We start from the raw sequence: 22,199 nt of genomic DNA, 5'->3' as shown, positions 1-22,199 counted from the left end.
GGCTCTCAGGCGCCTTCCATCTCGGCGTCGGGCTCCATGCCGCCGGACTCGTCGAAATAATCGCCGGCGACGTCCGGCCCCCATTCCTGGACCAGCGCCACCTTCTTCTGCTTCAGCACCTCCACCCGCTTTTCGGCGCGGGTGACCTCCATCCCGGCGACCAGCGGCGGGATGCCGTAATAGAGGCCCCAGCCGACGGCGGCCGCGCTGTACATCACCAGCCAGGCCAGTGGGTCGGCGAACACCTTCGCGGCGGCGCCGATGGTGTGCTGGTGCTTCCACAGATCGATGGCGAAGGGCATGCAGCCGCAGAAATTCAGCCCGCCGACGGTGATCGGCGCCGATTTGTCGGGGTCGCGGTCGACGACATAGGCGACGATGGTCGGGATCATGCCGATGCCGAACAGGATGGTCGTCGGCAGAACGATCAGCGCCGCCGGGATGATCAGCAGGATCAGCGTGAGGCCGCCGCCCTTTTTCTTCTTCTTGCGTGCCATGGCGATCCCCCCGTTTTCCGGTCAGAAGGCGAAGAACAGGATGATGCCGGCGACCAGCACGGTCGACAGCAGGCTGGACGCGATGGCGGCGACCTGCCGGCCCGACGTCTCAATGATGGAATTGCGGTCGGCGATGGTGTGGCGGATCTTGTCCATCTCCGCATCGGCCTCGCGGTAGGCGATCTGCGCCGCCTCGAACTCCAGCCGGTCGCGGCGCAGCGATTCGGGATCGTCGACCACCTTCAGCAGTTCGGTCAGCCGGCCGTTGTGCGCGGCGGCGTCCGCCATCTTGCGCACCTCCTGCTGCTGCGGCCGGTTGTGGAAGCGGCGGAAGGCGGGGTCGAGCAGAGCCACCACCCAGCTGGCCAGATGGGTCAGCCCATCGACCCCGGTGCGGGCCTGGATGTCGGACAGGATGGTCAGCATGGCGATGACGCGCCGCATCGGCTCCACCCCGCTGCCGAGTTGGGTGTAGAGCAGCTCGTCGCCGCGCTTGTGGCGGGCGCCCAGAAAGGCGGCGATCTGGCGGTCGATGGGATCCTTGTGCCGCTCGCCCCCCGCGGCGATCCAGTCGAGCGCCCGCAGCAGCTCCGCCGGGGTGGTCGGCAGTTGCTTGGCGACCAGGCTGCTCATGCAGGGCATGGTCGGGTTCATCTCGTACAGCACGCGCTCCACTCCCAGCCCGTGGCTGGAGCGGTCGAGGAAGCCGCGCAGCTGGTCGAAACTCTGCACCAGCGGCACGAATTCCGGCTTGAAGTCGGTCTGGACGTTGACCCAGAACATCGGCAGCTGGTTGGCCAGCACCTCCGCCACCGCCTGGGGGGATTCGCCGCGCATGAAGGCGTCGGCCAGCATGGTGGCGATGCCGTCCGGCATCATCGCCCGGCCGCGGTAGCGGATGGGGGCGGCGGGGTCGAGCGCGATGCAGACGCGGGCAACCAGCCGGTCGCCCTGGGTGCCGCCCTTGCCGCTGGAGGCGGTCTGGATGGCGTTGTTGACCGCCTCCGCCCGCACGTCGTCGCCCATCGACCGGCGCAGCCACTTGTCCAGCTCTCCGCTTTCGATGACGGAGGCGGCGGCGGGGGCATGGCGGGCGAAGGCACGGGCCAGCGTGCGGCAATGCCAGTATTCCGACCCCTGGAATTCCAGCGGCCGGGCGGCGCGGCGGGAGATCTGCGGCTGTTTCGGGCTGAGCCGGCGGCCGGCCACCCACAGATCAAGGTCGTTCAGGGTCCAGCGCTGCTTGGGATCGTCCACCAGCAGGCCGCGCACCACCTCGTTGATCGCCAGCGGCAGCCGGTGCTGCTGGACCAGCGCCGGGTAGGACCCGCGCTCCAGCTTCGCCTGCTGCACCGCCTCGTCGTCCAGGCCGGACAGCGGGTTGCGGCCGAGCGCCAGGATCAGCAGGGTGACGCCCAGCGAATAGAGGTCGTCGGCCATGGTGCCGGTGCCGCGCCCGGCCGGGTTGGCCATGCCGCGCTCGATCGTCTCCAGCAGGACCGGCTGGCCATAGCCGGGCTGCGCCGACACGCAATCGCCCAGCATCAGCCCGCCGCCCGCCAAATCGCGGTAGAACAGGTTGGTCGGGCGGATCGCGCCATGGACGACGCCGCGGCTCGACAGCTCCTTCAGCGCCGAGACCAGCGGGTGGATGATCTGCCGGGTCAGCTGGTCTTCCGGCATCGGGTCCAGCGTGTCGGTCAGCGACCCCATCAGCCGCTTGCCGCCCGGCCGTTCGAACACCAGGCAATAGCGCCGCCCGCGGTCCTGCGGCCAGTCCACCAGTCCCCAGTCGAGCAGGCGCATGTGGGTGGCGTTGTCGAGGCTGCCGACGGTGGAGCAGATGTCCATCCGCGGCAGGATCGAGGCATGGCAGATGACGGCGAAGGGCTCGATCCGCTTTTCGCGCAGAGCCTTGGCGGTGAAGGCGTTGCCGCCGACGGCGTTCAGCAGCGGGATCGGCGCGCCGGGCTGGATCTCGTAGCGTTCGGCGAGCTTGACCGGTTCGGCGTTCGCCATCGCCCCCGTGGCGGCTCCCATCGTGGCGGTTTGGGCGTCGGATGGCATGGACGGCGGATCCCCGGGGCGTGCGAATGTGCGCAAGCCTTAGGTGGCGTGAAAAGGGCAAACAAACCCTTAACGTGCGCGTGCGTAACACTATCGGATTGGACCGGAAAGGAAAACCCCCGCCGGGAAGGGCGGGGGTTTGCCGTGCAGATAAGCGCCAGATAAGCGGCCGAACTCTGCCTTACCCGTTCTTGACCTTCACGTAGGACCCCGGCGCGTCTTCCAGGGCGGGCAGGGCGCCGTCGCCGGGCTGGCGGGCGGGAACCTTGCCGTTGGCGTACTGGCCGATCCACTTGTTCCATTCCGGCCACCAGGAGCCGGGGGTCTGGGTCGCCTTCTCCAGCCACTCGTCGGAGGTCTTGGCCAGCTTGTCGCTGGTCCAATAGCAGTACTTGTTGGCCGCCGGCGGGTTGACGACGCCGGCGATGTGGCCCGAGGCGCCGAGCACGAACTTGACCGGGCCGCTGAACAGCTGGGCGCCGCTGTAGGTGCTCTTCCACGGCGCGATGTGGTCCTCGCGGGCCGACAGGAACAGCGTCGGGACCTTGACCTTGCCCAGGTCGATCGGCACGCCCTTCAGCGTCACCGCCCCCGGCTGCGCCAGCATGTTCTTCTGGTACATGTTGCGCAGATAGAAGCTGTGCATCGCCGCCGGCATGCGGGTGCTGTCGCCGTTCCAGTACAGCAGGTCGAACGGGAACGGGTCCTTGCCCAGCAGGTAGTTGTTGACGACGAACGACCAGATCAGGTCGTTGGCGCGCAGCATGTTGAAGGTGGTCGCCATCTTGGAGCCGTCGAGATAGCCCTGCTCGGCCATCTGCCCCTCGATGAAGGTCAGCTGCTCCTCGTCGATGAAGACCGACAGCTCACCGGCCTCGGTGAAGTCCAGCATGGTGGTGAAGAAGGTGGCCGACTTGATGCGGTCGTCCTTCTTGGCCGCCATGTAGGCCAGCGTCGAGGCCAGCAGCGTGCCGCCCAGGCAATAGCCGATGGCGTTGACGTCCTTCTCGCCGGTCGCCTTCTCGATGGCGTCCAACGCCGCCAGCGGGCCTTCGACCATGTAGTCCTCGAAGCCCTTGGCCGCCAGCGTCTCGTCCGGGTTGACCCAGGACAGGACGAAGACGGTGTGGCCCTGGTCGACCGCCCACTTGATGAAGCTGTTCTTCTCGCGCAGGTCGAGGATGTAGAACTTGTTGATCCAGGGCGGCACGATCATCAGCGGACGCTTGTTCACGTCCGGCGTGGTCGGCGTGTACTGGATCAGCTGCATCAGGCTGGTCTGGAAGACGACCTTGCCCGGCGTGACCGCGATGTTCTTGCCCAGCTGGAAGGCGTCGTAGTCGGTCATGGAGATGCGCAGCTCGCCCTTGCCGCGCTCCAGATCCTTCAGCAGATGCTCCAGCCCCTTGACCAGATTCTCGCCGCCGCTCTCGATCGTCGCGCGCAGCACCTCCGGGTTCGTCATGACGAAGTTGGAGGGCGCCATCGCGTCGACGAACTGGCGGGTGTAGAAATCGACCTTCTTGGCGGTGTGGTCGTCCAGCCCGTCGACCTGGTTGACGGTCGACTGCATCCACCGGGCGCTCAGCAGGTAGGACTGCTTGATGAAGTCGAACAGCGTGTTCTCGTCCCAGGCGGCGTCCTTGAAGCGGCGGTCGTCCTTGGCCGGGGCGATGACCGGCTGCGTCTCCTGCCCGAAGAAGCGCTGGGTGGTGCGCTGCCACAGGGTCAGGTAGTCCTGCCACAGCGACATCTGCGCCTGCATCAGCTTGGCCGGGTCGGCCATCATGCGGGTGGTCATCTCGAGGAAGGCATGGCCGACGCCCATCGGATCCGGGCTCTTCGGGCCGGCGCCGTCGGAGGCCTGGCGCGCGAGGAATTCGGAGACCAGCCGCTGGCTCTGTTCGGCGATGCGGGTCATCGCCCGCGACATCTCGACCGGATCGGGCAGCTTGACGTCGGGCACCTGGGGGGAAGCCGGGTTGGAAGCCTGGGGGGGGGCCTTGGTCTCGGCCATGAGCACGGTCCTTCTTCTTTGGGCGGGTGTCGCGTCGTCTCGGTCACATCGTGTCGACCACCATGGTCCTCATGGCCCGGCTTGCGCCAGATTGGGCTTTGGGCCTTGCGGACGGGCGGCTATACAGGCTTGCGGGCTATGGTCTTCGGTGGCGGTCTCCGGGGGGTGTTCTGCACCATGTCGCTGTGGGTGGCGTGCGGCGGTCCGACCTTCTGGTGCGGTGCGGGAGAAATCCGGGACCTCTCATACACCGCTGATGTGAACATTTCATTTCGCGGATCGTCGCACAAGTGTGGCGTGGCGGCCAGACACGGGGAAGGATGATGGTGACGGGCAGTCAGGAAGGCGTTCGGGGCATCGTGGCGGCCGGACGGGCGGTCGGCGCGCTAATCGTAGCGATGCCAATGGTTTTCGGGCTGTCGGCCTGCAGCGACCGGGCGCTGGACACCGGCCTTCTGGGGGCCGTCACCGGCGCGCCCTCGCCGGTCAGCGACAATTCGTCGCCCATCCGCAACATGACCGGGGAGCGCACCGACTACCCCAATCTGGGGACGGTCCCGCCGCGCCCGACCGATCTGACCACCGAGGCGCAGCGCCAGCAGGCGATGGACCGCCTCGCCGAGGACCGTGCGGCATCCCGCCGCACGCGGGAGCAGACGGAAGCGATCCAGATGCCGGAGCCGCTGCCCACTCCGATGGCGGTTCCGCCGAAGCCCAACCTGCAGCCGGGCAAGAGCTGAGGGTTTTGGGTAAAGAAAAGGCCCCCGGCCGGATGGCCGGGGGCCTTTTCTGTTTGGGAGGTGTCGGCTTCGATGGCCCCCTCCCTAACCCTCCCCCGCTAAGGCGGGAGAGGGGACTGCCGCCGCTTCGCATAAGGCACCCTCTCCCACCGGAGGTGGGGGAGGGTCGGGGAGGGGGCACAGCACCTCGCACCCCCATCCACCATCACTCCTGGATGAACGCCTTCACGTAGGATTGGCGCAGCGGCTGGATCAGATAGTCCAGCGGGGTGCGGGCGGAGAGCACGATGCGGGCTTCCACCGGCATGCCGGCCTTGATCTTCAGGTTGCGGACCTCGTGGTTGTCGGCGTCCTTCAGGCGGATGCGGGCCAGATAGTATTCCTGGCGCGTCGCGTTGTCGGTCAGGCGGTCGGCCGAGACGTAGGACACGGTGCCGTCGATGGTGCCGACGACGCGGCTGTCATAGGCGGTCAGCTGGACCTTCACCGGCAGGTCGACGGCCATCGACTTGATGTCCTTCGGCTGGATGCGGACCTCGGCCAGCAGGGCCTTGTCGTCGGGGACGATGTCCAGCACCGGCTCGTTCGCGGTGATGGTGCCGCCGACGGCCGGGTGGCCGTACATCACGACGTTGCCGGCGTCCGGCGCCTTGACGGTGCGGTTGTCCAGGCGGTTCTTGGCGTCGCGGATCTGCTCGGCCAGCTTCTGGGCATCGCCGCGCGCCTTGTCCAGCTCGACCAGCACCTTTTCGCGGAAGTCGCTGCGGCGGCGGACCAGATCGCCCTGGGCGTCGACCGCCTGCTGGCGCGACTGCGACATGCGGGCTTCCAGCTCATGGTCCTGGGCGTGGAGCTGCGCGTTCTCCTTCTGCGCCGCCACCAGCTTGGTGCGGGTGGAGTTGCCGCGGTCCAGCAGGCCCTGGGTGATCTGGATGTCCTCGTCCGACAGCTTGATCTCGCGGTTCAGGAAGGCGCGCTGCTGCTCCAGGCTCCTCACCTCGTCGCCCAGCGTGGCGATGCGGTCCTGGGTCAGCTTCGCCTCGGTCTCCAGCTGGTTGCGGCGGACCTGGAACAGCTTTTCCTGGTTCAGCATGGCGTTGTCGACCGCCGGCTCCTTGCCGCGGCGGGCGGCCAGCTCGGCCGGCCATTCGATGGCGGGCTTCTCGAACAGCTCGGCCGACAGGCGCGCTTCCGACGCGAGTGTGTCGACCAGCGCGGCGTTCAGCATGTCCAGCCGGGTCTGCGCCTCGGTGTTGTCCAGCCGCATCAGGACCTGACCGGCTTCGACGCGGTCGCCCTCCTGGACCAGGATGGCGCTGATGACGCCGCCTTCGGTGTTCTTCACCACCTTGCGCCCGGTTTCCGGCGCCAGCGAGCCCGAGGCGCTGATCGCGCTGTGCAGCGGGGCCACCGCCGCCCAGCCGGTCATGCCGCCGAAGCCGACCGCCAGGACCAGGAAGCCGCCCAGCAGCAGGCCGCGCACGCTGGTTTCCGGCATCGTCGCCCGCAGCGCATGGATCGAGGTGATGGTGGCCGTCTTGCGCGACGGCTTGCCGGCGGGGGTTTCAGAACCGTTGTCACCGGACAGCGGGGCGGGGAACGTCGTGGTCATCGTGGTCATGGGGCTTCCTTGGCTCTGTCGGGTCGGGCGTCTTCAGCCGGATGGTCGGACTTGAGGGCGGTGCCGGCGGTCAGCCGGCGGCCCCCGCCGTGGCGGCGGACGGACCCTGAGGGCCGAGATTGCGAAGGCGGGCTAGGTTGACGGCGCCGGGCTGGGCCTGCTGCTGGTCCGGACGCGGCAGCTCCATCGCCATGCCGTTCTTCAGGACATAGGTGTGGTCGGACATGTCGACGAAGATCGGGGCGTGGGTCATGACGATGGTGGTCGCCCCGCGCTCCTTGCAGGCCGCGACGAAGGCGCGGACCGCCTTGATGCCCAGCTCGTCCAGGCCGGCGGTCGGCTCGTCCAGCACCAGCAGCGGCGGCTGGCCGAAGGCGGCGCGGGCAAGGCCGATCAGGCGGGCGCTGGCGCCGGTGATCGGGGACAGCGGATCGTTGACCTCGGTCTCGTAGCCCATGGGCAGGCTTTCGATCCACTCGTGGAGGCCGACGGCCTTGGCGGCCTCTTCCACCTGTTCACGGGTGGCGGTGGTGAAGCGGGCGATGTTGTCGGCGATGCTGCCCGGCAGGAGATCGACCTGCTGCGGCAGGTAGCCGATGCCCTGGTCGGGGCTGTCGGGGGTCAGGGTGGCGACGGACAGGCCGCCCAGCCGCACCGTACCGGCGGACGGCAGGGCGACACCGGCCAGCAGGCGGGCCAGAACCGACTTGCCCGAGCGGTTGGGGCCGGCGATGCAGACGGTCTCGCCCGGCTCGACCGACAGGGTGACGCTGCGCAGGATCGGCTTCTGGTCGCGGGGGGAGACGAACAGCAGGTTCTCGACGGTCAGGCGCTCGCTCTCGACGGGCACGGAGGGACGCTCCGGCTCACGCGACAGGCGCTTCAGCAGCGGCAGCAGGCGGCGGACGGCCTGGGCGGAGCGGACCAGCCCGCCCCAGGCGCCGGCGGTCTGCTCGATCGGGGCGAGGCCGCGGCCGACCAGCATCGAGGTGGCGATCATGCCGCCGAAGGACAGGTGCTGCTCGATCACCAGCCAGGCGCCGATGCCCGTCACGGCGATCTGCAGGACCATGCGGACCCACTTGGTGGCGGCGCCGATGGCAGCGCTGCGCTCATAGCCCTGGCCCTGCATGGCGCTGGCGGTCAGGAAGTCGCGGTTGACGGCGTCCAGCGAGGCGTTGCCCATGCGCAGGCCGCGCACGGTGTCGGAGCGGGAGGCCAGCGCCTCGAACAGCTTCTGGGCGCGGCTGGCCGGCAGCTTGCTCTCGTCGTTGATGTCCTTGACGGCCATGTAGCCGATCCAGCCCATCACCGCCATGATCGCCATCGACACCACCAGCACCAGCGCCAGCATCGGATGGATGACGTAGATGCCGATGACGTAGAGCGGAGCCCAGGGCAGATCCATCAGCGCCGGCAGCGAGGGACGCGAGAAGGCGCCCTTCAGCTCCATCAGGTCGGCGAGCGGACCATTGTCCGGACGGCCACGGCCGGCGGCGTCCAGCGCATCGGCGGTCAGCCGGCGGCGCCACCGCACCTCCAGCGCATTGCCGGCACGGGCGAGCAGGCGAGAGCGCACCATCTCCAGCAGGCCGCTCAGCGTCAGCGCAAGCACGACGATGAGCGTCAGCATGATCAGGGTATCGTAGTTGCCGGACGGAATGGCGCGGCTGAACACCTGAAGCGAATAAAGCGGCATGGCCAGCATCAGGGCGTTGATGGTGGCGCTGAAGATAAATGTACTAACGAGTATCCTGGTGAAATAACCGCGATTGAAAGCGGCTTCCGGCTTATTGTTGCCGGGCTGTCGAAAAGAGTTGGACTTGGTAGTAACAGGCATAAACAGCCCTCCAATTGTCACCGGTCAGCGCAGTGCCCACTGGATGCAGGCGAGGCCAGAGAACGCCATCTTGGTAAATGGGACCTTAACATTCGGGGACGTCACAGGATTGCCACCGGATGCCACCACTTTTGCGCAGACTTGCCCCGGTATTGTTTGTTCATTCGGGGTGATTTGCCTCGCTTGGCCGGCAGGGACGCATGACCTATGGCCGGTTGGAGGGGCCGGGCATTGCCGGTATCGTGGCCTGCAGCGGCGATTCCGCCGGTCCACCCCAACCACAGCCGGAGAAGATGATGGAAGGGCGCAAGGTCCCCTCGGTGGTGTTCAAGACCCGCGTGCGCGACGAGAGCGTCGGCGGACCCAACCCGTTCCGTTGGCAGGATGTGCGGAGCGACGAGCTGTTCCAGGGCAAGCGGGTGGTTCTGTTCTCGCTGCCCGGCGCCTTCACGCCGACCTGCTCCAACGAGCAGTGCCCGGCCTTCGAGCGGCTCTATGACGATTTCAAGGATTTGGGCATCGACGAGGTCTATTGCCTCAGCGTCAACGACGCCTTCGTCATGTACCAGTGGGGCAAGAGCCTGAACCTGAAGAAGGTGAAGCTGATCCCCGATGGGTCGGGCCATTTCACCCGCCGCATGGGCATGCTGATCGACAAGGACCATGTCGGCTTCGGCTTCCGGTCCTGGCGCTATGCCATGGTCGTGAAGGACGGCGTCGTCGAGAAGTGGTTCGAGGAACCGGGCATCAACGACGAGGGCGAGAACGGCGACCCCTACGGCGAATCCTCGCCGGAGACCGTGCTGGCTTACTTGCGGAGCTGAGACGCCCGATTCGGCGCCGACCGGGTGCCGCAGGGCGATACGTGATGCAGAGTGCATGGTGAAAGGCCGGCGGGGCGAAGGCTCCGCCGGCCTTTTCCATGACCGCCCCGCGCCTTTGGCTTCGGCGGTGGCAGGGCGCGACATTACGTATGAATGCGTGTGACACGATGGTAGATAATCTTTTTATTAGACAATCATTATTGCATTGCTACCTTTGGCGCAGGCTTCGGCCACGGCTTCAGCCCCCAGGGCGGCCGGCAACAATCTGATCGTGCGCCGCCCGGCTTGTCGGGATCGGATCCGCACGGCGGGGACGGATGACGCGACGAAGGGGCGGGGCGCAGATCGCCGCTGTCCATGCGACGTTGACACCCTTAGCAGGGCAAAGGTGACCCTCCCATGAGCATTTCCAAGCAAGTCATTGTGAAAACCGCGCTGGCGGCGCTCGTCGTCCTGGCACCGCTTCCCGCGGCGGCTCAAGTCAAGCTGTCGGATCTGAAGCTGAAGATCGACCCGGCGCAGACCACGGTGTCGGGCATTTCCTCCGGCGCCTATATGGCCGGGCAGTTCCAGGTCGCCTATTCGGGGCTGGTCAAGGCGGCGGGCCTCGTCGCCGGCGGTCCCTATGACTGTGCCGAGGTGTCGGAGGGCGGTATCGCCCCGGCGGTGGTGGCGCTGAAGCGCTGCATGGACGTGGCGATGGGCGCGCCCGACGTCGCCGCCCTGGTCGCCAACGCCAAGGCGCGCGAGAAGTCCAAAGACATCGACCCGCTGTCTAACATGGCGCAGTCGAAGATCTACCTGTTCAACGGCGACAACGACCTGACGGTGAAGCGCCCGGTCGCCGACGCCACTGCGCAGTTCTACAAGGCGCTGGGCGTGCCGGAGGCCAACGTCTCCTATGTGAAGCTGCCGAAGGCCGCGCACGCCTATATCACCGACGGTTATGGCGCCGCCTGCGACTTCATCCCGAAAGAGGATGAAAAGAGCGAATACATCAACAACTGCCAGTACGATCAGGCCGGTGCCATCGTCCGCTTCTTCTACGCCGACGCCAAAATCCCGAACGCCCCCACCGCGGCCCGCCAGCCGCAGCTGTTCAACCAGGCGCCCTTTGTCGGCGACACCAGCCGCAGCGGCATGGCCAAGACCGGCTACATCTATGTTCCGGAAGCCTGCGAGGGCGGCAAGCAGACCTGCCGCATCCATGTCGCCTTTCACGGTTGCAAGATGGCGTCGAACCTGATCGGCGACCATTTCGCCGTGAACGCCGGCTACAACCGCTGGGCCGACGTCAACAACATCGTCGTGCTGTACCCGCAGATCGACGGCGACGCCAAGCTGTCCTCCAACCCCAAGGCCTGCTGGGACTGGTTCGGCTACACCGGCTACGACTTCGCCCGCAAGAGCGGCTTCCAGATGACCGCCGTCCGCAAGATGATCGGCGCGCTGGCTGGGGAGTGAGCACCCGCTCCGCATAAAAAAGCCCCTCTCCGGTATCCCGGAGAGGGGCTTTTTCAAATCAGCGCGATCAGGCCTTCAGGATGCCGCGGCCGGCGAAGCGGGCGGCGACGCCGAGCTGCTCCTCGATGCGGATCAGCTGGTTGTACTTGGCCAGACGGTCCGAACGGCTCAGCGAGCCGGTCTTGATCTGGCCGCAGTTGGTGGCGACCGCCAGATCGGCGATGGTGCTGTCCTCGGTCTCGCCCGAGCGGTGCGACAGCACGGCGGTGTAGCCGGCCTTGTGCGCCATATCGACAGCTTCCAGCGTCTCCGACAGCGTGCCGATCTGGTTGACCTTCACCAGGATCGAGTTGGCGACGCCTTGGCGGATGCCCTGGGCCAAGCGCTTCGGGTTGGTGACGAACAGGTCGTCGCCGACCAGCTGCACCTTGTTGCCGATGGCGTCGGTCAGCGCCTTCCAGCCTTCCCAATCATCTTCGGCCATGCCGTCCTCGATCGAGATGATCGGGAAGCGGCCGACCAGATCGGACCAGTAGGAGACCATCTGCTCCGGCGACAGCGACTTGCCTTCGCCGGCCAGCTCGTACTTGCCGTTCTTGAAGAACTCGGTCGAGGCGGCGTCGAGCGCCAGCATGACGTCGTCGCCCGGCTTGTAGCCGGCGGCCTCGATCGCCTTCATGACGAAGCCGAGCGCCTCGTCGGTGGAGCCGATGTTGGGGGCGAAGCCGCCCTCGTCGCCGACGTTGGTGTTGTGGCCGGCGTCCTTCAGCTTCTTCTTCAGCGACTGGAAGATCTCGGAACCCATGCGGATGGCGTCGGCGCCGGTCTCGGCGCCCACCGGCATGATCATGAATTCCTGGATGTCGATCGGGTTGTCGGCATGGGCGCCGCCGTTGATGATGTTCATCATCGGCACCGGCAGCAGCGAGGCGAAGGCGCCGCCGACATAACGGTAGAGCGGCAGGCCGGCATCCTCGGCGGCGGCGCGGGCGACCGCCAGCGACACGCCCAGGATGGCGTTGGCGCCGAGGCGGCTCTTGTTCTCGGTGCCGTCCAGATCGATCATGGCGAGGTCGATGGCGCGCTGGTCGTCGGCGTCCAGGCCGGCGAGCGCGTCGTAGATCTCGCCGTTGACCGATTCGACCGCCTTCAGCACGCCCTTGCCGCCGAAGCGGGACTTGTCGCCGTCGCGCAGTTCGACCGCCTCATGGGCGCCGGTGGAGGCGCCCGACGGCACCGCGGCGCGGCCGAAGGCGCCGCTGTCCAGCGCAACGTCGACTTCCACGGTCGGGTTGCCGCGGCTATCCAGGATTTCGCGGGCGTGAATCTCGGTGATGACGCTCATGGTCGGTCGATCCTTCGAGGAATGGCAGCCGCGTTGTCTCGCAGGCCGCGTTTTAAGGCGCGCAGGCTTGATAGCCCCGACGTCCGGGCGATGCAATATCTGCTTCGGCTTACAACCACGCGAAAATGCGGGGTTTTGCCGCAGAAATCAGAGGAAACCCTCCACCAGCGCCGCAAATTCGGCCGGGCGTTCGGCATGCAGCCAATGCCCGACCCCCTCGATCATGCGGATTTCCGCCTTGGGGAAGTGGCGGCGGATGGCGTCGTGATGCTCCGGCCGGATGTAGTCCGACGCGCCGCCGCCGATGAACAGGGTGGGGCCGTCATAGCGGGCGCCGGCGAAATCGGGGAAGCCGATCAGCCCCTCCATGTTCGCCCCGATGGAGTCGAGGTTGATCCGCCAGGAGAAGACGCCGTTCTCCAGCACCAGATTCTGCATCAGGAAGGAGCGCAGCGGCGCCTCCGGCACGGCGTCGGCCAGCTGGGCCTCCACCTCCGGCCGGCGGGTGACGCCCTCCAGCTTGGCGGCCTTCATCGCGGCGACATAGGGGGCATGGGTGTGGGTGTAGGCGACGGGGGCGATGTCGGCGACCACCAGCCGCTCCACCCGGTCGGGATGGGCCAGCGCCAGCGCCATGGCGGTCTTGCCGCCCATCGAATGACCGACGATGGTGGCGCGGGCGAAGCCGCGGTCGTCGAGGAAGCGCAGCACGTCGTCCGCCATGTCCGGATAGCTCATGCTCTCCGCCCAGGGCGCGCCGCCGTGATTGCGCAGGTCCAGCGCATAGACCCGGTGCTGCTCGCCGAAGCGGCGGGCCAGCGTCTGCCAGTTGCGCGCCGAGCCGAACAGGCCGTGCAGGACCAGCATCGGCGTTCCGCCATTGGCTTCGCCGGCTTCCAGATAGGTCAGGGGGAGGGCTTGCTGCGGCATGTCGGGGACCTTTGACCGATTGGGTGACTGGAGATGCGTTCTGGACGGATGCGGGCGGCGATCCTATGACGAACGCGGACGCATCGCTAGGATGCCGCCCGGCCAATTCTGCAACACAAGAGCGACCCTGCCATCGTGTTCCGTCATATCCTGTCCGTCGGCGGCCTGACCCTGGCCAGCCGGGTGCTCGGTTTCCTGCGCGACGTGCTGACCGCGGCGCTGTTGGGGGCGGGGCCGGTGGCCGACGCCTTCTTCGTCGCCTTCCGGCTGCCGAACCACTTCCGCGCCCTGTTCGCGGAGGGCGCCTTCAACTCCGCCTTCGTTCCGCTGTTCTCGGGCAAGCTGGTGCAGGATGGCGCAGCATCCGCCCGCCGCTTCGCCGACGAGGTGATGACGCTGCTGGTCATTGTGCAGATGGTGCTGCTGCTGGCGGTGCTGGCCTTCATGCCGCAATTCATGACGGTCTTCGCCCCCGGCTTCGCCGACGACCCGGAGAAGTTCCGGCTGGCTGTGCTGTTCACCAGCATCACCTTCCCCTATCTGCTGCTGATCTCGCTGGTGTCGCTCTATGGCGGCGTGCTGAACAGCATGAGCCGCTTCGGGGCCGCCGCGGCAGCACCGATCCTGATGAACCTGTGCCTGATCGCGGCGCTGGTGGTCGGCACGCCGCTGATGCCGACGGCCGGCCACGCGCTGTCCTGGGGCGTTCTGGCATCGGGCGTCGCGCAGTATCTCTATCTGGCCTGGGACGCCCGGCGGGCCGACATGACGCTGCGGCCGGTGATGCCGCGCCTGTCGGCCGACGTGAAGCGCTTCCTGAAAGTGCTGGGGCCGGCCGCGCTGGGATCGGGGCTGACGCAGATCAGCCTGTTCGCCGATACGCTGATCGCATCGGCCCTGCCGACCGGCGCTGTGTCCTACCTCTATTACGCCGACCGGCTGAACCAGCTGCCGCTTGGGGTGATCGGCATTGCGGTCGGGACCGTTCTGCTTCCGGAAATGTCCAAGCGGATCAAGAGCGGCGACGAGGCCGGTGCGGTCGACAGCCAGAACCGTGCCATCGAGCTGTCGCTGGTGCTGACCCTGCCGGCGGCCGTCGCCTTCCTGGTGGCGGGCACGCCGATCCTGTCGGTGCTGTTCCAGCGCGGCGCCTTTGGCCCGTCGGACGCCGCCGCTTCGGCGCTTACCCTGCAGGCCTATGCGCTGGGGCTGCCGGCCTTCGTGGTGATCCGCAGCTTGGTCAACGGCTTCTACGCCCGCCACGACACGGCGACGCCGGTGCGGGTGGCGCTGGTGGCGGTCGGCATCAATGTGGCGTTGAAGCTGGCGCTGATGGGGCCGCTGGCCCAGGTTGGGCTGGCGGTCGCCACCTCCGTCGGCGCCTGGGTGAATGCCGGGCTGCTGGCGCTGCTGCTGCACCGGCGCGGCCTGTTCCGGGCCGATGCGCGGCTGACCCGCAACCTGCCGCGCATGGCGATTGCAGCAGCCGCCATGGCCGGCGCCCTGTGGCCGGCGACGGAGCGGCTGGCTCCCTGGCTGGGCGCCATGGGCTTGGCGGAGCGGCTGGGCGGGCTGCTGGTGCTGGCGGTGGTTGGGCTGGCGGTTTATGCCGTCGCAGCCGTCCTGTTGGGGCTGGTGCGGCGCAGCGACCTCAGCCGTCTGCGCCGCCGCCGGGCGAAGGCGTAGCTCAGCCTTCCGTCTGCAACGGCCGCTCGGGGTCGGCGCTCCATTCCGACATGGAGCCGTCATAGAGCCGCACGCCGGGCACGCCGGCAATCTCGCTCAGCGCGAACCAGGACACCGAGGCGAGGTGGCCGGTGTTGCAGAAGGTGATGGGCTGGTCGCGCAAGGGCAGTCCGGCTTGGTCGGCCATCGCCTTCACCGCCTCGGGCGAGGCGAAGCGGTGCTCCGCCGGGGAGAAAAGGGCGGCGATGTCGAGATTGACCGCGCCGGGGATGGTGCCGGGGGCGCGGGCCTGCGGGCTCTTGGCCTTGCCGGCGAACTGCTCGGGCGAGCGGGCGTCGTGCAGCGGCGTGCCGCCGGCCTGCACCTCCGCCTCGACCTGCTCCAGGGTGGCGCGCAGGTCGGTGCGGGGATGGACGGTGAAGCTGGTCGGCTTGCGAACCGCCGGCTTCGGCGTCACCGGGCCGCCGGCCGCGGTCCAGGCGGCGAAACCGCCATCCAACACCGACACGGCGTCGTGGCCCAGCATCTTGAAGGTCCAATAGACGCGGGTGGCGTTGCCCATGTCGGACGCATTGGCGCCGGCCGCCACCAGAACGACATGGTCGCCGTTGCCTATCCCCAGACCGCCGATCAACCCCGCCAGCACATCCGGTTCCGGCAGCATCCCAGCCCCGCCGCCGACCACGGTCCGCCAGCCAGCCGTTGCGTAGTCGGAATGAACCGATCCCGAAACGAAGCCGCCGACGGGCGGGGTCCGCACGTCGAGGACGACGATGCCGGGGCTGTCGAGCCGGCTTTTCAGCCAGGAAGCGTCCACAAGCGGGGAAATGCTGCTGTCGGTCATCAGGATGAACCCGGTTCCGGTTGGTCGATGCCCTGCCTTGCCTGGATTGTTGCGCATCGGCAACGAAAAGGCCGGCAGGTGGGCGGGCCGACAGTGTGGGCGAAGCGCCGGTATGGGAAAAGCCCAATCTTGTCGCAATCCCCATCGGTCGGTGGCGTTGCCGGCTAACCCGTCTGGGGTGTAGGATGTCCCGTTCGTGTAAGAAGGCGCCCATTCCGGCGCGGGAGCTTGGACAGACATGGCCAACATCGACGACCTGCTCGGCGCGGCCGATCCCAACGACGGCGACGCCTCGTCCTTCGCCATTGGCGACGCGCCGGTGGAGATCAAGGTCGTCATCGGCACCGCCATGCTCCGCGTCCGCGACCTGCTGAAGCTGGGCCGTGGCGCCGTCGTGGAACTTGACCGCCATCTGAAGGACCCGACCGACGTCTATGTCGAAGGCGTGCTGGTCGCCCGCGGCGAGGTGGCGATCATCGACGACAAGATCGGCGTCACCCTGACCGACTTCATCAAGTCCAGCCGCGAATGGAAGCGCTGAGCGCGTCGTCCCGCCATTGAGCCCGCCTTCCGGAATGCTTCATTCGGTAGCAGCCGCGCTCCCGCTGGCGTCTTGACGGCGGGCGGTGGCTTTTGGTCTCGTTGTGCGTGGTCGTGGGATGTTCCGTCGCCGACGGCACCGCCGGCCCGGAGAGCGAAGCCATGCCCCACCATGCGGTCTCCCCATCCTCCTGCCTGCCGCGCCATTTTTCCAATCCGCATGCCGACCATGACCGGGTCTATGGCCCGTCGGAACGCGCGATCCTCAGCCGGGCCGCCTTCGAGGAGGCGATGGCGGAGATTGGCGCCTGGCCCGGCTATGCACCCACCCCGCTTCGCTCCCTGCCGGGGCTGGCGCGGGAGGCGGGGATCGACCGTCTCTGGTACAAGGACGAAAGCGCACGCTTCGCGCTCGGCAGCTTCAAGGCACTGGGCGGGGCGTACGCCGTGCTGCGGCTGCTGGCGCGGGAGGTGACGGCGCGGGTGCCCGGCGTGCCGGTGACCGCGCTGGACCTCGTCGTCGGCCGCTATGCCAAGGTGACACGGACGCTGACGGTCACCACCGCCACCGACGGCAACCATGGAAGGTCGGTCGCCTGGGGGGCGCAGGTGTTCGGCTGCAAGTGCGTGGTGTACGTGCCCGCCGCCTGTACGCCCGGCCGCCGCGACGCCATCGAGGCGTACGGGGCGCGGGTGGTGGTGGTCGACGGGCCATATGACGACGCGGTGCGCCGGGCCGCCGCCGACGCGGCGGAGCAGGGCTGGTTCGTCGTCTCCGACACCTCCTACACCGGCTATATGGATGTGCCGCGCGATGTGATGCAGGGCTACACCATGATGGTGGAGGAGGCGATCTCCCAGCTTCCCGCCAGCGAGCGGCCGACCCATGTCTTCGTACAGGGCGGCGTCGGCGGGCTGCCCGCCGCGGTCTGCGGCCATCTGTGGGAAAGCTGGGGCCGCCAGCGCCCGCGCTTCGTGGTGGTGGAACCGCACAGCGCCGACTGCCTGTACCAGAGCGCAGTGGCCGGTCGTCCGGTCCGGTCGGAGGGCGATCTGGACACGGTGATGGCCGGGCTTGCCTGCGGCGAGGTCTCGCTGCTGGCCTGGGCGATCCTGGAACGCGGCGCCGACGATTTCCTGACCATTCCCGACGAAGGGGCCATTGCCGCCATGCGCAAGCTGGCGGAAGGCAAGCATGGCGGCCGGCCGGTGGTGGCCGGGGAATCCGGCGTCGCCGGGCTGGCCGGGCTGCTCTGCGCCGCGGCCCATGAGGAGACCCGGCTGGCGCTGGGCCTTGTCCCCGACGCCCGCGTGCTGGTGTTCGGGACCGAGGGGGCGACCGACCCGGAGGTTTACGAGCGGATCGTCGGCCGTACGCCGGAGGCGGTCGCCGAGGGGCTGGTCAGCGCAGCAGGTCGGTGACGATGTTGGCGCCGTCGGCGCTCAGCCGGTCGGCGGTCTCGCGGTAATCGCGGGCGCCGGAGAAACCGCCCTCCGCCGTCACCCGCTGGATCCAGGCCGGCGAGGCACCGAGGGATACCAGACGGTCCACCATCATCTGGATGGAGCGGATCGTCATCCGGCCATTCTCCGCCATGCGCGGCGCATGCACCATGAATTCCGCCCGCGGGGCGGCATAGCGCGGATAACCGGCCAGATAGAGGCCGACGCACATGCTTTCGCAGGAATCGCCGTCGCGCACCCGCGTGGCGACCGGCCGTCCGCCCTGGCGCTCGGCCAGCACGGCGTCGATCATCCGGTAGCCGGCGGCGGTGAAGCCGCCCGGGCTAGACAGTTCGATCACCAGCGGCCGGCGGGCGGGCAGGGCGCGCAGGGCATCGACGAAGCTGCGCTCCGCCCCCGGAGTGATGATGCCGTCCAGCCGCAGGATGGTGATGTCGCCCTGGTCGTCGCGGGACATGGCGGCATCGGGATAGTCGGACGAGGAGGGCGCGGCAGGTGCCGGGTTGACGGTGACCGGGCCGGCCGGGCTGCCGACGGGGCTGAGCGACAGGCCGTCCGGCTGGGTGGCGGCATGGCCGAGGGCGGCGCCCGCCATCAGCAGGGCGCCCAGACCGACACCGAACCCGACCTTCCGCACCAGCTTTCGCACCGACATCAGACTCTCCTGCGCTCGTCCGGTTCAGCGTGGCGGGCAAAGCTTGCCTGAGGGTTAACGGCGCGTCTGTGGCCGGCCGCACAATGGTAGTAGGGCGGTGGTAAGGCGGGGGCAGGAAAGCGGCGGCGCGATAAAGCGTGCGCGCGGGCGCAAAGGGCGTTAGAAGAAACAGGATTCCAAGGGTATGGCCGGGGCGCCCTTTTCCAGGGCGGCGCCCGTCCGGTCCCGTGCCGTGAACGTCGAAGAGCGGAACGATGTCGTACATCCAGGGTGAAACGGGCGATTGGGAAGTGGTGATCGGGCTTGAGGTCCATGCCCAGGTGATTTCGAACGCGAAGCTGTTTTCCGGCTCCGCCACCGAATTCGGGGCCGCGCCGAACAGCCAGGTCAGCTTCGTCGACGCCGCGTTCCCCGGCATGCTGCCCGTCATCAACGAATATTGCGTCGAGCAGGCGGTGCGCACCGGTCTGGGCCTGAAGGCGCAGATCAACCTGAACTCGGTCTTCGACCGCAAGAACTACTTCTACGCCGATCTGCCGCAGGGTTATCAGATCAGCCAGTTCCTGCAGCCGATCGTCGGCAAGGGCGAGATCGTGCTGGACCTGCCGGACGGCACCAGCCGCACCGTCGGCGTGACCCGCCTGCACCTGGAGCAGGACGCCGGCAAGTCGCTGCACGACCAGCACCCGTCCAAGACCTACATCGACCTGAACCGGTCGGGCGTGGCGCTGATGGAGATCGTGTCGGAACCTGACATGCGGTCCTCGGAAGAGGCGGGCGCCTATGTGCGCAAGCTGCGCTCCATCCTGCGCTATCTCGGCACCTGCGACGGCAACATGGAGGAAGGCTCCATGCGCTGCGACGTCAACGTGTCGGTGCGCAAGCCGGGCGATCCCTTCGGCACCCGCTGCGAGATCAAGAACGTCAACTCGATCCGCTTCGTCATGCAGGCGATCGAGTATGAGGCGCGCCGCCAGATCGAGATCATCGAGGAAGGCGGCAAGATCGACCAGGAGACCCGGCTGTGGGACACGACCAAGTTCGTGACCCGCTCCATGCGGTCGAAGGAAGAGGCGCACGACTACCGCTATTTCCCCGACCCCGACCTGCTGCCGCTGGAACTCGACGCGGCGTGGGTGGAGGACATCAAGAAGACGCTGCCCGAACTGCCGGACGACAAGAAGGCCCGCTTCATCGAAGACTATAAGCTGTCGGTCTATGACGCCGGCGTGCTGGTTTCGGAGAAGTCGAAGGCCGACTATTTCGAGGCGGTGGCCAAGGGTCGCGATCCGAAGCTGGCCTCCAACTGGGTTACCGGCGAGCTGTTCGGCTATCTGAACAAGGCCGGCAAGGAGATCGAGGAGAGCCCGGTGTCGGCCGAGAATCTCGGCGGCCTGATCGACCTGATCGCCGACAACACCATCTCCGGCCGCATCGCCAAGGAAGTGTTCGAAACGATGTTCGAGACCGGCGAGAAGGCCGCCGACATCGTCGAGAAGAAGGGTCTGCGCCAGGTCACCGACACCAGCGCCATCGAAGGCTCGATCGACGCCGTGCTGGCTGCCAACCCCGACAAGGTGGCGGAGTTCCGCAGCGGCAAGGACAAGCTGTTCGGATTCTTCGTCGGTCAGGTGATGAAGGCGACCCAGGGCAAGGCCAACCCGGCCATGGTCAACGAAATCCTGACCAAGAAGCTGAAAGGCTAAACGGCCACAGCCTGTTGGCGGGGCGAAATCCCCGCCCTGTCCGAAAGAGAGCCTCTCCGCCCGGCGGAGGGGCTTTTTTCTTGGGTACTGTCCGTCTGTACGGCAAAGCCGCAGTTGAATTTTCCCGGTTTCCATCGCCACAGTGCTGGAAACGGTGGAGGAACCATGGCGGCGGAGCCGGTGATGGTGGCGCTGGCGGCTGGTGCGGTCGGCGGTCTGCTCGGGGTGCTGCTGGGCCGGTATGCCGGGCGCCGGACGGACGGCCGTTCGCCGGTCATGTCGGGACCCGGCACCGGACCCGGCAGGGTCGCGGCGGCGCCCCTCCACGAACCGGAGATCGGCGAGCGGCTGGAAATGGCGCTGGAGGCGACCGGGGCCGCGGTGTGGGACGCCGATCTGGTGGCCGGCACCTGCTGGTGGTCGGACACCTTTCCGCGGATACTGGGCTATCGCAGCAGGCCGGCCATGCCGCCCGATTTCTGGGAACGGCGGCTGCATGTGGAAGACCGCGACCGGGTGCTGGCCCACATCGCCTCGCATCTGGCGGGGGAGACCTCGGCCTACGCCTATTCCTACCGCCTGCGCCACGAGGCCGGCGGCTGGGTGTGGATCGCCGCCAAGGGCCGCGCCTTTCGCGACAAGACCGGCCGGGCGGTGCGCTATGCCGGCATCATGACCGACATCACCGAGGCCCGCCGGCAGGAAGAGCGGCTGCGCGCAAGCGAGGAGCGGCTGCTGAAGATCATGGAGGCGGCGCCGATCGCGGTGAACGTCACCACCCGCGACGGCCGCTGGCTGTTCTGCAACGCCCAGTCGGTGCGGCTGATGGGGCGCGACCGGGCGGAACTGATGCGCTCGCCGGTGGCGGACCTCTATGCCGACCCTGCCGACCGCGAGGCGCTGATCGCCCGATTCGACCGTGAGGGCGCTTTCCGCAATGCCGAACTCCGCTTCCGCCGGCCGGATGGCAGCATCGTCTGGGTGCTGTCATCGTGGAACAGCATCGAACTGGATGGCGAATCGGCGCTGCTGACCTGGCTCTACGACATCACCGACCGCAAGGCCGCCGAGTCGGCGATGATCCAGGCCAGGGAGGAGGCCGAACAGGCCCTGGCCGACCTGCGCGAGGCACAGGAAAGCCTGATCCAGGCGGAGACCATGGCGTCGTTGGGCCAACTGGTGGCAGGGGTGGCGCACGAGATCAACACGCCGATCGGCATCGGCCTGACCGCGGCCAGCCACATCGGCGAACAGGCGCAGGCCCTGCGCGACCGCTTCGCCGGCAACACGTTGCGGCGCTCGGATTTCCTGGAGTTCCTGGATGGCTTGAGCGAAAGCAGCCGTCTGCTGATGGCCAACATGGACCGCGCGGCGTCGCTGGTGCAGAGCTTCAAGCAGGTGGCGGTCGACCAATCCTCCGGCGACCGGCGGGTGTTCGAACTGGGCAGCTATATCCGCGAACTGCTGTTCTCGCTTCGGCCCCGCCTGAAGCGCACCAACCTGAAGGTGGCGGTGGAGTGCGACGACGAGCTGACGATGGACAGCTTTCCCGGCGCGCTGGGGCAGGTGCTGACCAATCTGGTCATCAACGCCGTCGTCCACGCCTATGGCGACGGCGAGCGCCTGTCGGAGACGCCGTCCGGCACGATCAGGATCACCGCCCAGCCGGACGGGTCCGACAAGGTGCGGATCGATTTCATCGACGATGGCGTCGGCATCGCGCCGGAACATCTGTCGAAGGTCTTCGACCCCTTCTTCACCACCAAGCGCGGGCAGGGCGGGTCGGGTCTCGGGCTGCACATCGTGTTCAACACCGTCACCGGCCCGCTGGGCGGCACCGTGTCGGTGCAGTCCTGGCCGGGGCAGGGCACCCGCTTCACCATCCTGCTGCCGCGCGAGGCGCCGGCCATGCAGCCGGCCCTGGCGGAGGAGCCGGCATTGGGGTGATGCGGTGGCGCG

General features: G+C 67.7%; 17 protein-coding genes. 8 read left to right on the top strand and 9 right to left on the bottom strand.

Features of this window, described 5'->3' with window-relative positions; translation table 11 throughout:
- Nucleotides 1-5: 5 nt before the first annotated feature.
- The 3 genes from M5E06_RS21265 to M5E06_RS21255 all read right to left on the bottom strand — a co-directional run bounded on the left by M5E06_RS21265 (nt 6) and on the right by M5E06_RS21255 (nt 4,581).
- Nucleotides 6-497, bottom strand: coding sequence for a hypothetical protein (locus tag M5E06_RS21265; RefSeq protein WP_109152802.1), 492 nt, complete (start codon nt 495-497; stop codon nt 6-8).
- Between the two features lie 21 nt (nt 498-518).
- The gene (locus M5E06_RS21260) at nt 519-2,564 is read right to left on the bottom strand and encodes a protein kinase family protein (protein WP_252139891.1); all 2,046 of its coding nucleotides are present in this window, start codon (nt 2,562-2,564) and stop codon (nt 519-521) included.
- Nucleotides 2,565-2,745: 181 nt separating this feature from the next.
- Nucleotides 2,746-4,581, bottom strand: a complete 1,836-nt coding sequence (locus M5E06_RS21255; RefSeq protein ID WP_109152803.1) for a PHA/PHB synthase family protein — start codon at nt 4,579-4,581, stop codon at nt 2,746-2,748.
- A 320-nt stretch (nt 4,582-4,901) separates the two neighbouring features.
- Here M5E06_RS21255 and M5E06_RS21250 point away from each other — a divergent pair, with 320 nt between their 5' ends.
- Nucleotides 4,902-5,321, top strand: a complete 420-nt coding sequence (locus tag M5E06_RS21250; protein ID WP_252139890.1) for a hypothetical protein — start codon at nt 4,902-4,904, stop codon at nt 5,319-5,321.
- A gap of 205 nt (nt 5,322-5,526) precedes the next feature.
- On the opposite strand, the gene M5E06_RS21245 is transcribed toward M5E06_RS21250, so the two are convergent.
- Nucleotides 5,527-6,942, bottom strand: a complete 1,416-nt coding sequence (locus M5E06_RS21245; RefSeq protein ID WP_252139889.1) for an HlyD family type I secretion periplasmic adaptor subunit — start codon at nt 6,940-6,942, stop codon at nt 5,527-5,529.
- A gap of 70 nt (nt 6,943-7,012) precedes the next feature.
- Nucleotides 7,013-8,641, bottom strand: a complete 1,629-nt coding sequence (locus M5E06_RS21240) for a type I secretion system permease/ATPase (protein ID WP_252139888.1) — start codon at nt 8,639-8,641, stop codon at nt 7,013-7,015.
- Between the two features lie 341 nt (nt 8,642-8,982).
- Between M5E06_RS21240 and M5E06_RS21235 the strand changes: the two genes are divergently transcribed.
- Together M5E06_RS21235 and M5E06_RS21230 are read left to right on the top strand one after the other, a co-directional pair.
- Complete coding sequence (locus M5E06_RS21235) at nt 8,983-9,606, top strand: peroxiredoxin (RefSeq protein ID WP_502801999.1); 624 nt, start codon at nt 8,983-8,985, stop codon at nt 9,604-9,606.
- Nucleotides 9,607-10,005: 399 nt separating this feature from the next.
- Nucleotides 10,006-11,070, top strand: a complete 1,065-nt coding sequence (locus M5E06_RS21230; RefSeq protein ID WP_252139887.1) for an extracellular catalytic domain type 2 short-chain-length polyhydroxyalkanoate depolymerase — start codon at nt 10,006-10,008, stop codon at nt 11,068-11,070.
- Nucleotides 11,071-11,137: 67 nt separating this feature from the next.
- Here the strand turns inward: M5E06_RS21230 and eno are convergent, their stop codons facing one another.
- Both eno and M5E06_RS21220 read right to left on the bottom strand, forming a co-directional pair.
- Nucleotides 11,138-12,415: a phosphopyruvate hydratase gene (gene eno / locus M5E06_RS21225; RefSeq protein ID WP_109152808.1), complete on the bottom strand. Its 1,278-nt coding sequence runs from the start codon at nt 12,413-12,415 to the stop codon at nt 11,138-11,140.
- A gap of 147 nt (nt 12,416-12,562) precedes the next feature.
- Nucleotides 12,563-13,345: an alpha/beta fold hydrolase gene (locus tag M5E06_RS21220; RefSeq protein ID WP_252139886.1), complete on the bottom strand. Its 783-nt coding sequence runs from the start codon at nt 13,343-13,345 to the stop codon at nt 12,563-12,565.
- 135 nt (nt 13,346-13,480) lie between these two features.
- On the opposite strand from M5E06_RS21220, the gene murJ reads away from it, so the two are divergent.
- Nucleotides 13,481-15,031 carry a murein biosynthesis integral membrane protein MurJ gene (murJ, locus tag M5E06_RS21215; RefSeq protein WP_252139885.1) on the top strand — a complete coding sequence of 517 codons (1,551 nt, stop codon included), beginning with the start codon at nt 13,481-13,483 and terminating at the stop codon, nt 15,029-15,031.
- Nucleotide 15,032: 1 nt separating this feature from the next.
- Here the strand turns inward: murJ and M5E06_RS21210 are convergent, their stop codons facing one another.
- Nucleotides 15,033-15,875: a sulfurtransferase gene (locus tag M5E06_RS21210; protein WP_252139884.1), complete on the bottom strand. Its 843-nt coding sequence runs from the start codon at nt 15,873-15,875 to the stop codon at nt 15,033-15,035.
- A gap of 238 nt (nt 15,876-16,113) precedes the next feature.
- Between M5E06_RS21210 and fliN the strand changes: the two genes are divergently transcribed.
- Both fliN and M5E06_RS21200 read left to right on the top strand, forming a co-directional pair.
- Nucleotides 16,114-16,416: a flagellar motor switch protein FliN gene (gene fliN / locus M5E06_RS21205; RefSeq protein ID WP_085084056.1), complete on the top strand. Its 303-nt coding sequence runs from the start codon at nt 16,114-16,116 to the stop codon at nt 16,414-16,416.
- 161 nt (nt 16,417-16,577) lie between these two features.
- Nucleotides 16,578-17,837, top strand: coding sequence for a diaminopropionate ammonia-lyase (locus tag M5E06_RS21200; protein WP_252139883.1), 1,260 nt, complete (start codon nt 16,578-16,580; stop codon nt 17,835-17,837).
- Here M5E06_RS21200 and M5E06_RS21195 read toward each other — a convergent pair.
- Entirely contained in the window at nt 17,818-18,534 is a 717-nt protein-coding gene (locus tag M5E06_RS21195) for a Clp protease/crotonase-like domain-containing protein (protein ID WP_252139882.1), read from the bottom strand. The genes M5E06_RS21200 and M5E06_RS21195 overlap by 20 nt on opposite strands.
- Nucleotides 18,535-18,788: 254 nt before the next feature.
- Between M5E06_RS21195 and gatB the strand changes: the two genes are divergently transcribed.
- Together gatB and M5E06_RS21185 are read left to right on the top strand one after the other, a co-directional pair.
- A complete protein-coding gene (gatB, locus tag M5E06_RS21190) occupies nt 18,789-20,240 on the top strand; it encodes an Asp-tRNA(Asn)/Glu-tRNA(Gln) amidotransferase subunit GatB (RefSeq protein WP_109152814.1) in 1,452 nt (483 codons plus the stop codon).
- A gap of 165 nt (nt 20,241-20,405) precedes the next feature.
- Nucleotides 20,406-22,187, top strand: a complete 1,782-nt coding sequence (locus M5E06_RS21185; protein ID WP_252139881.1) for a PAS domain-containing sensor histidine kinase — start codon at nt 20,406-20,408, stop codon at nt 22,185-22,187.
- Nucleotides 22,188-22,199 lie beyond the last annotated feature (12 nt).

Origin of the sequence: Azospirillum sp. A1-3 (assembly GCF_023806445.1) — a bacterium.
Lineage (GTDB): Bacteria > Pseudomonadota > Alphaproteobacteria > Azospirillales > Azospirillaceae > Azospirillum.
This window is presented reverse-complemented; position numbering and strand designations above follow the sequence as displayed.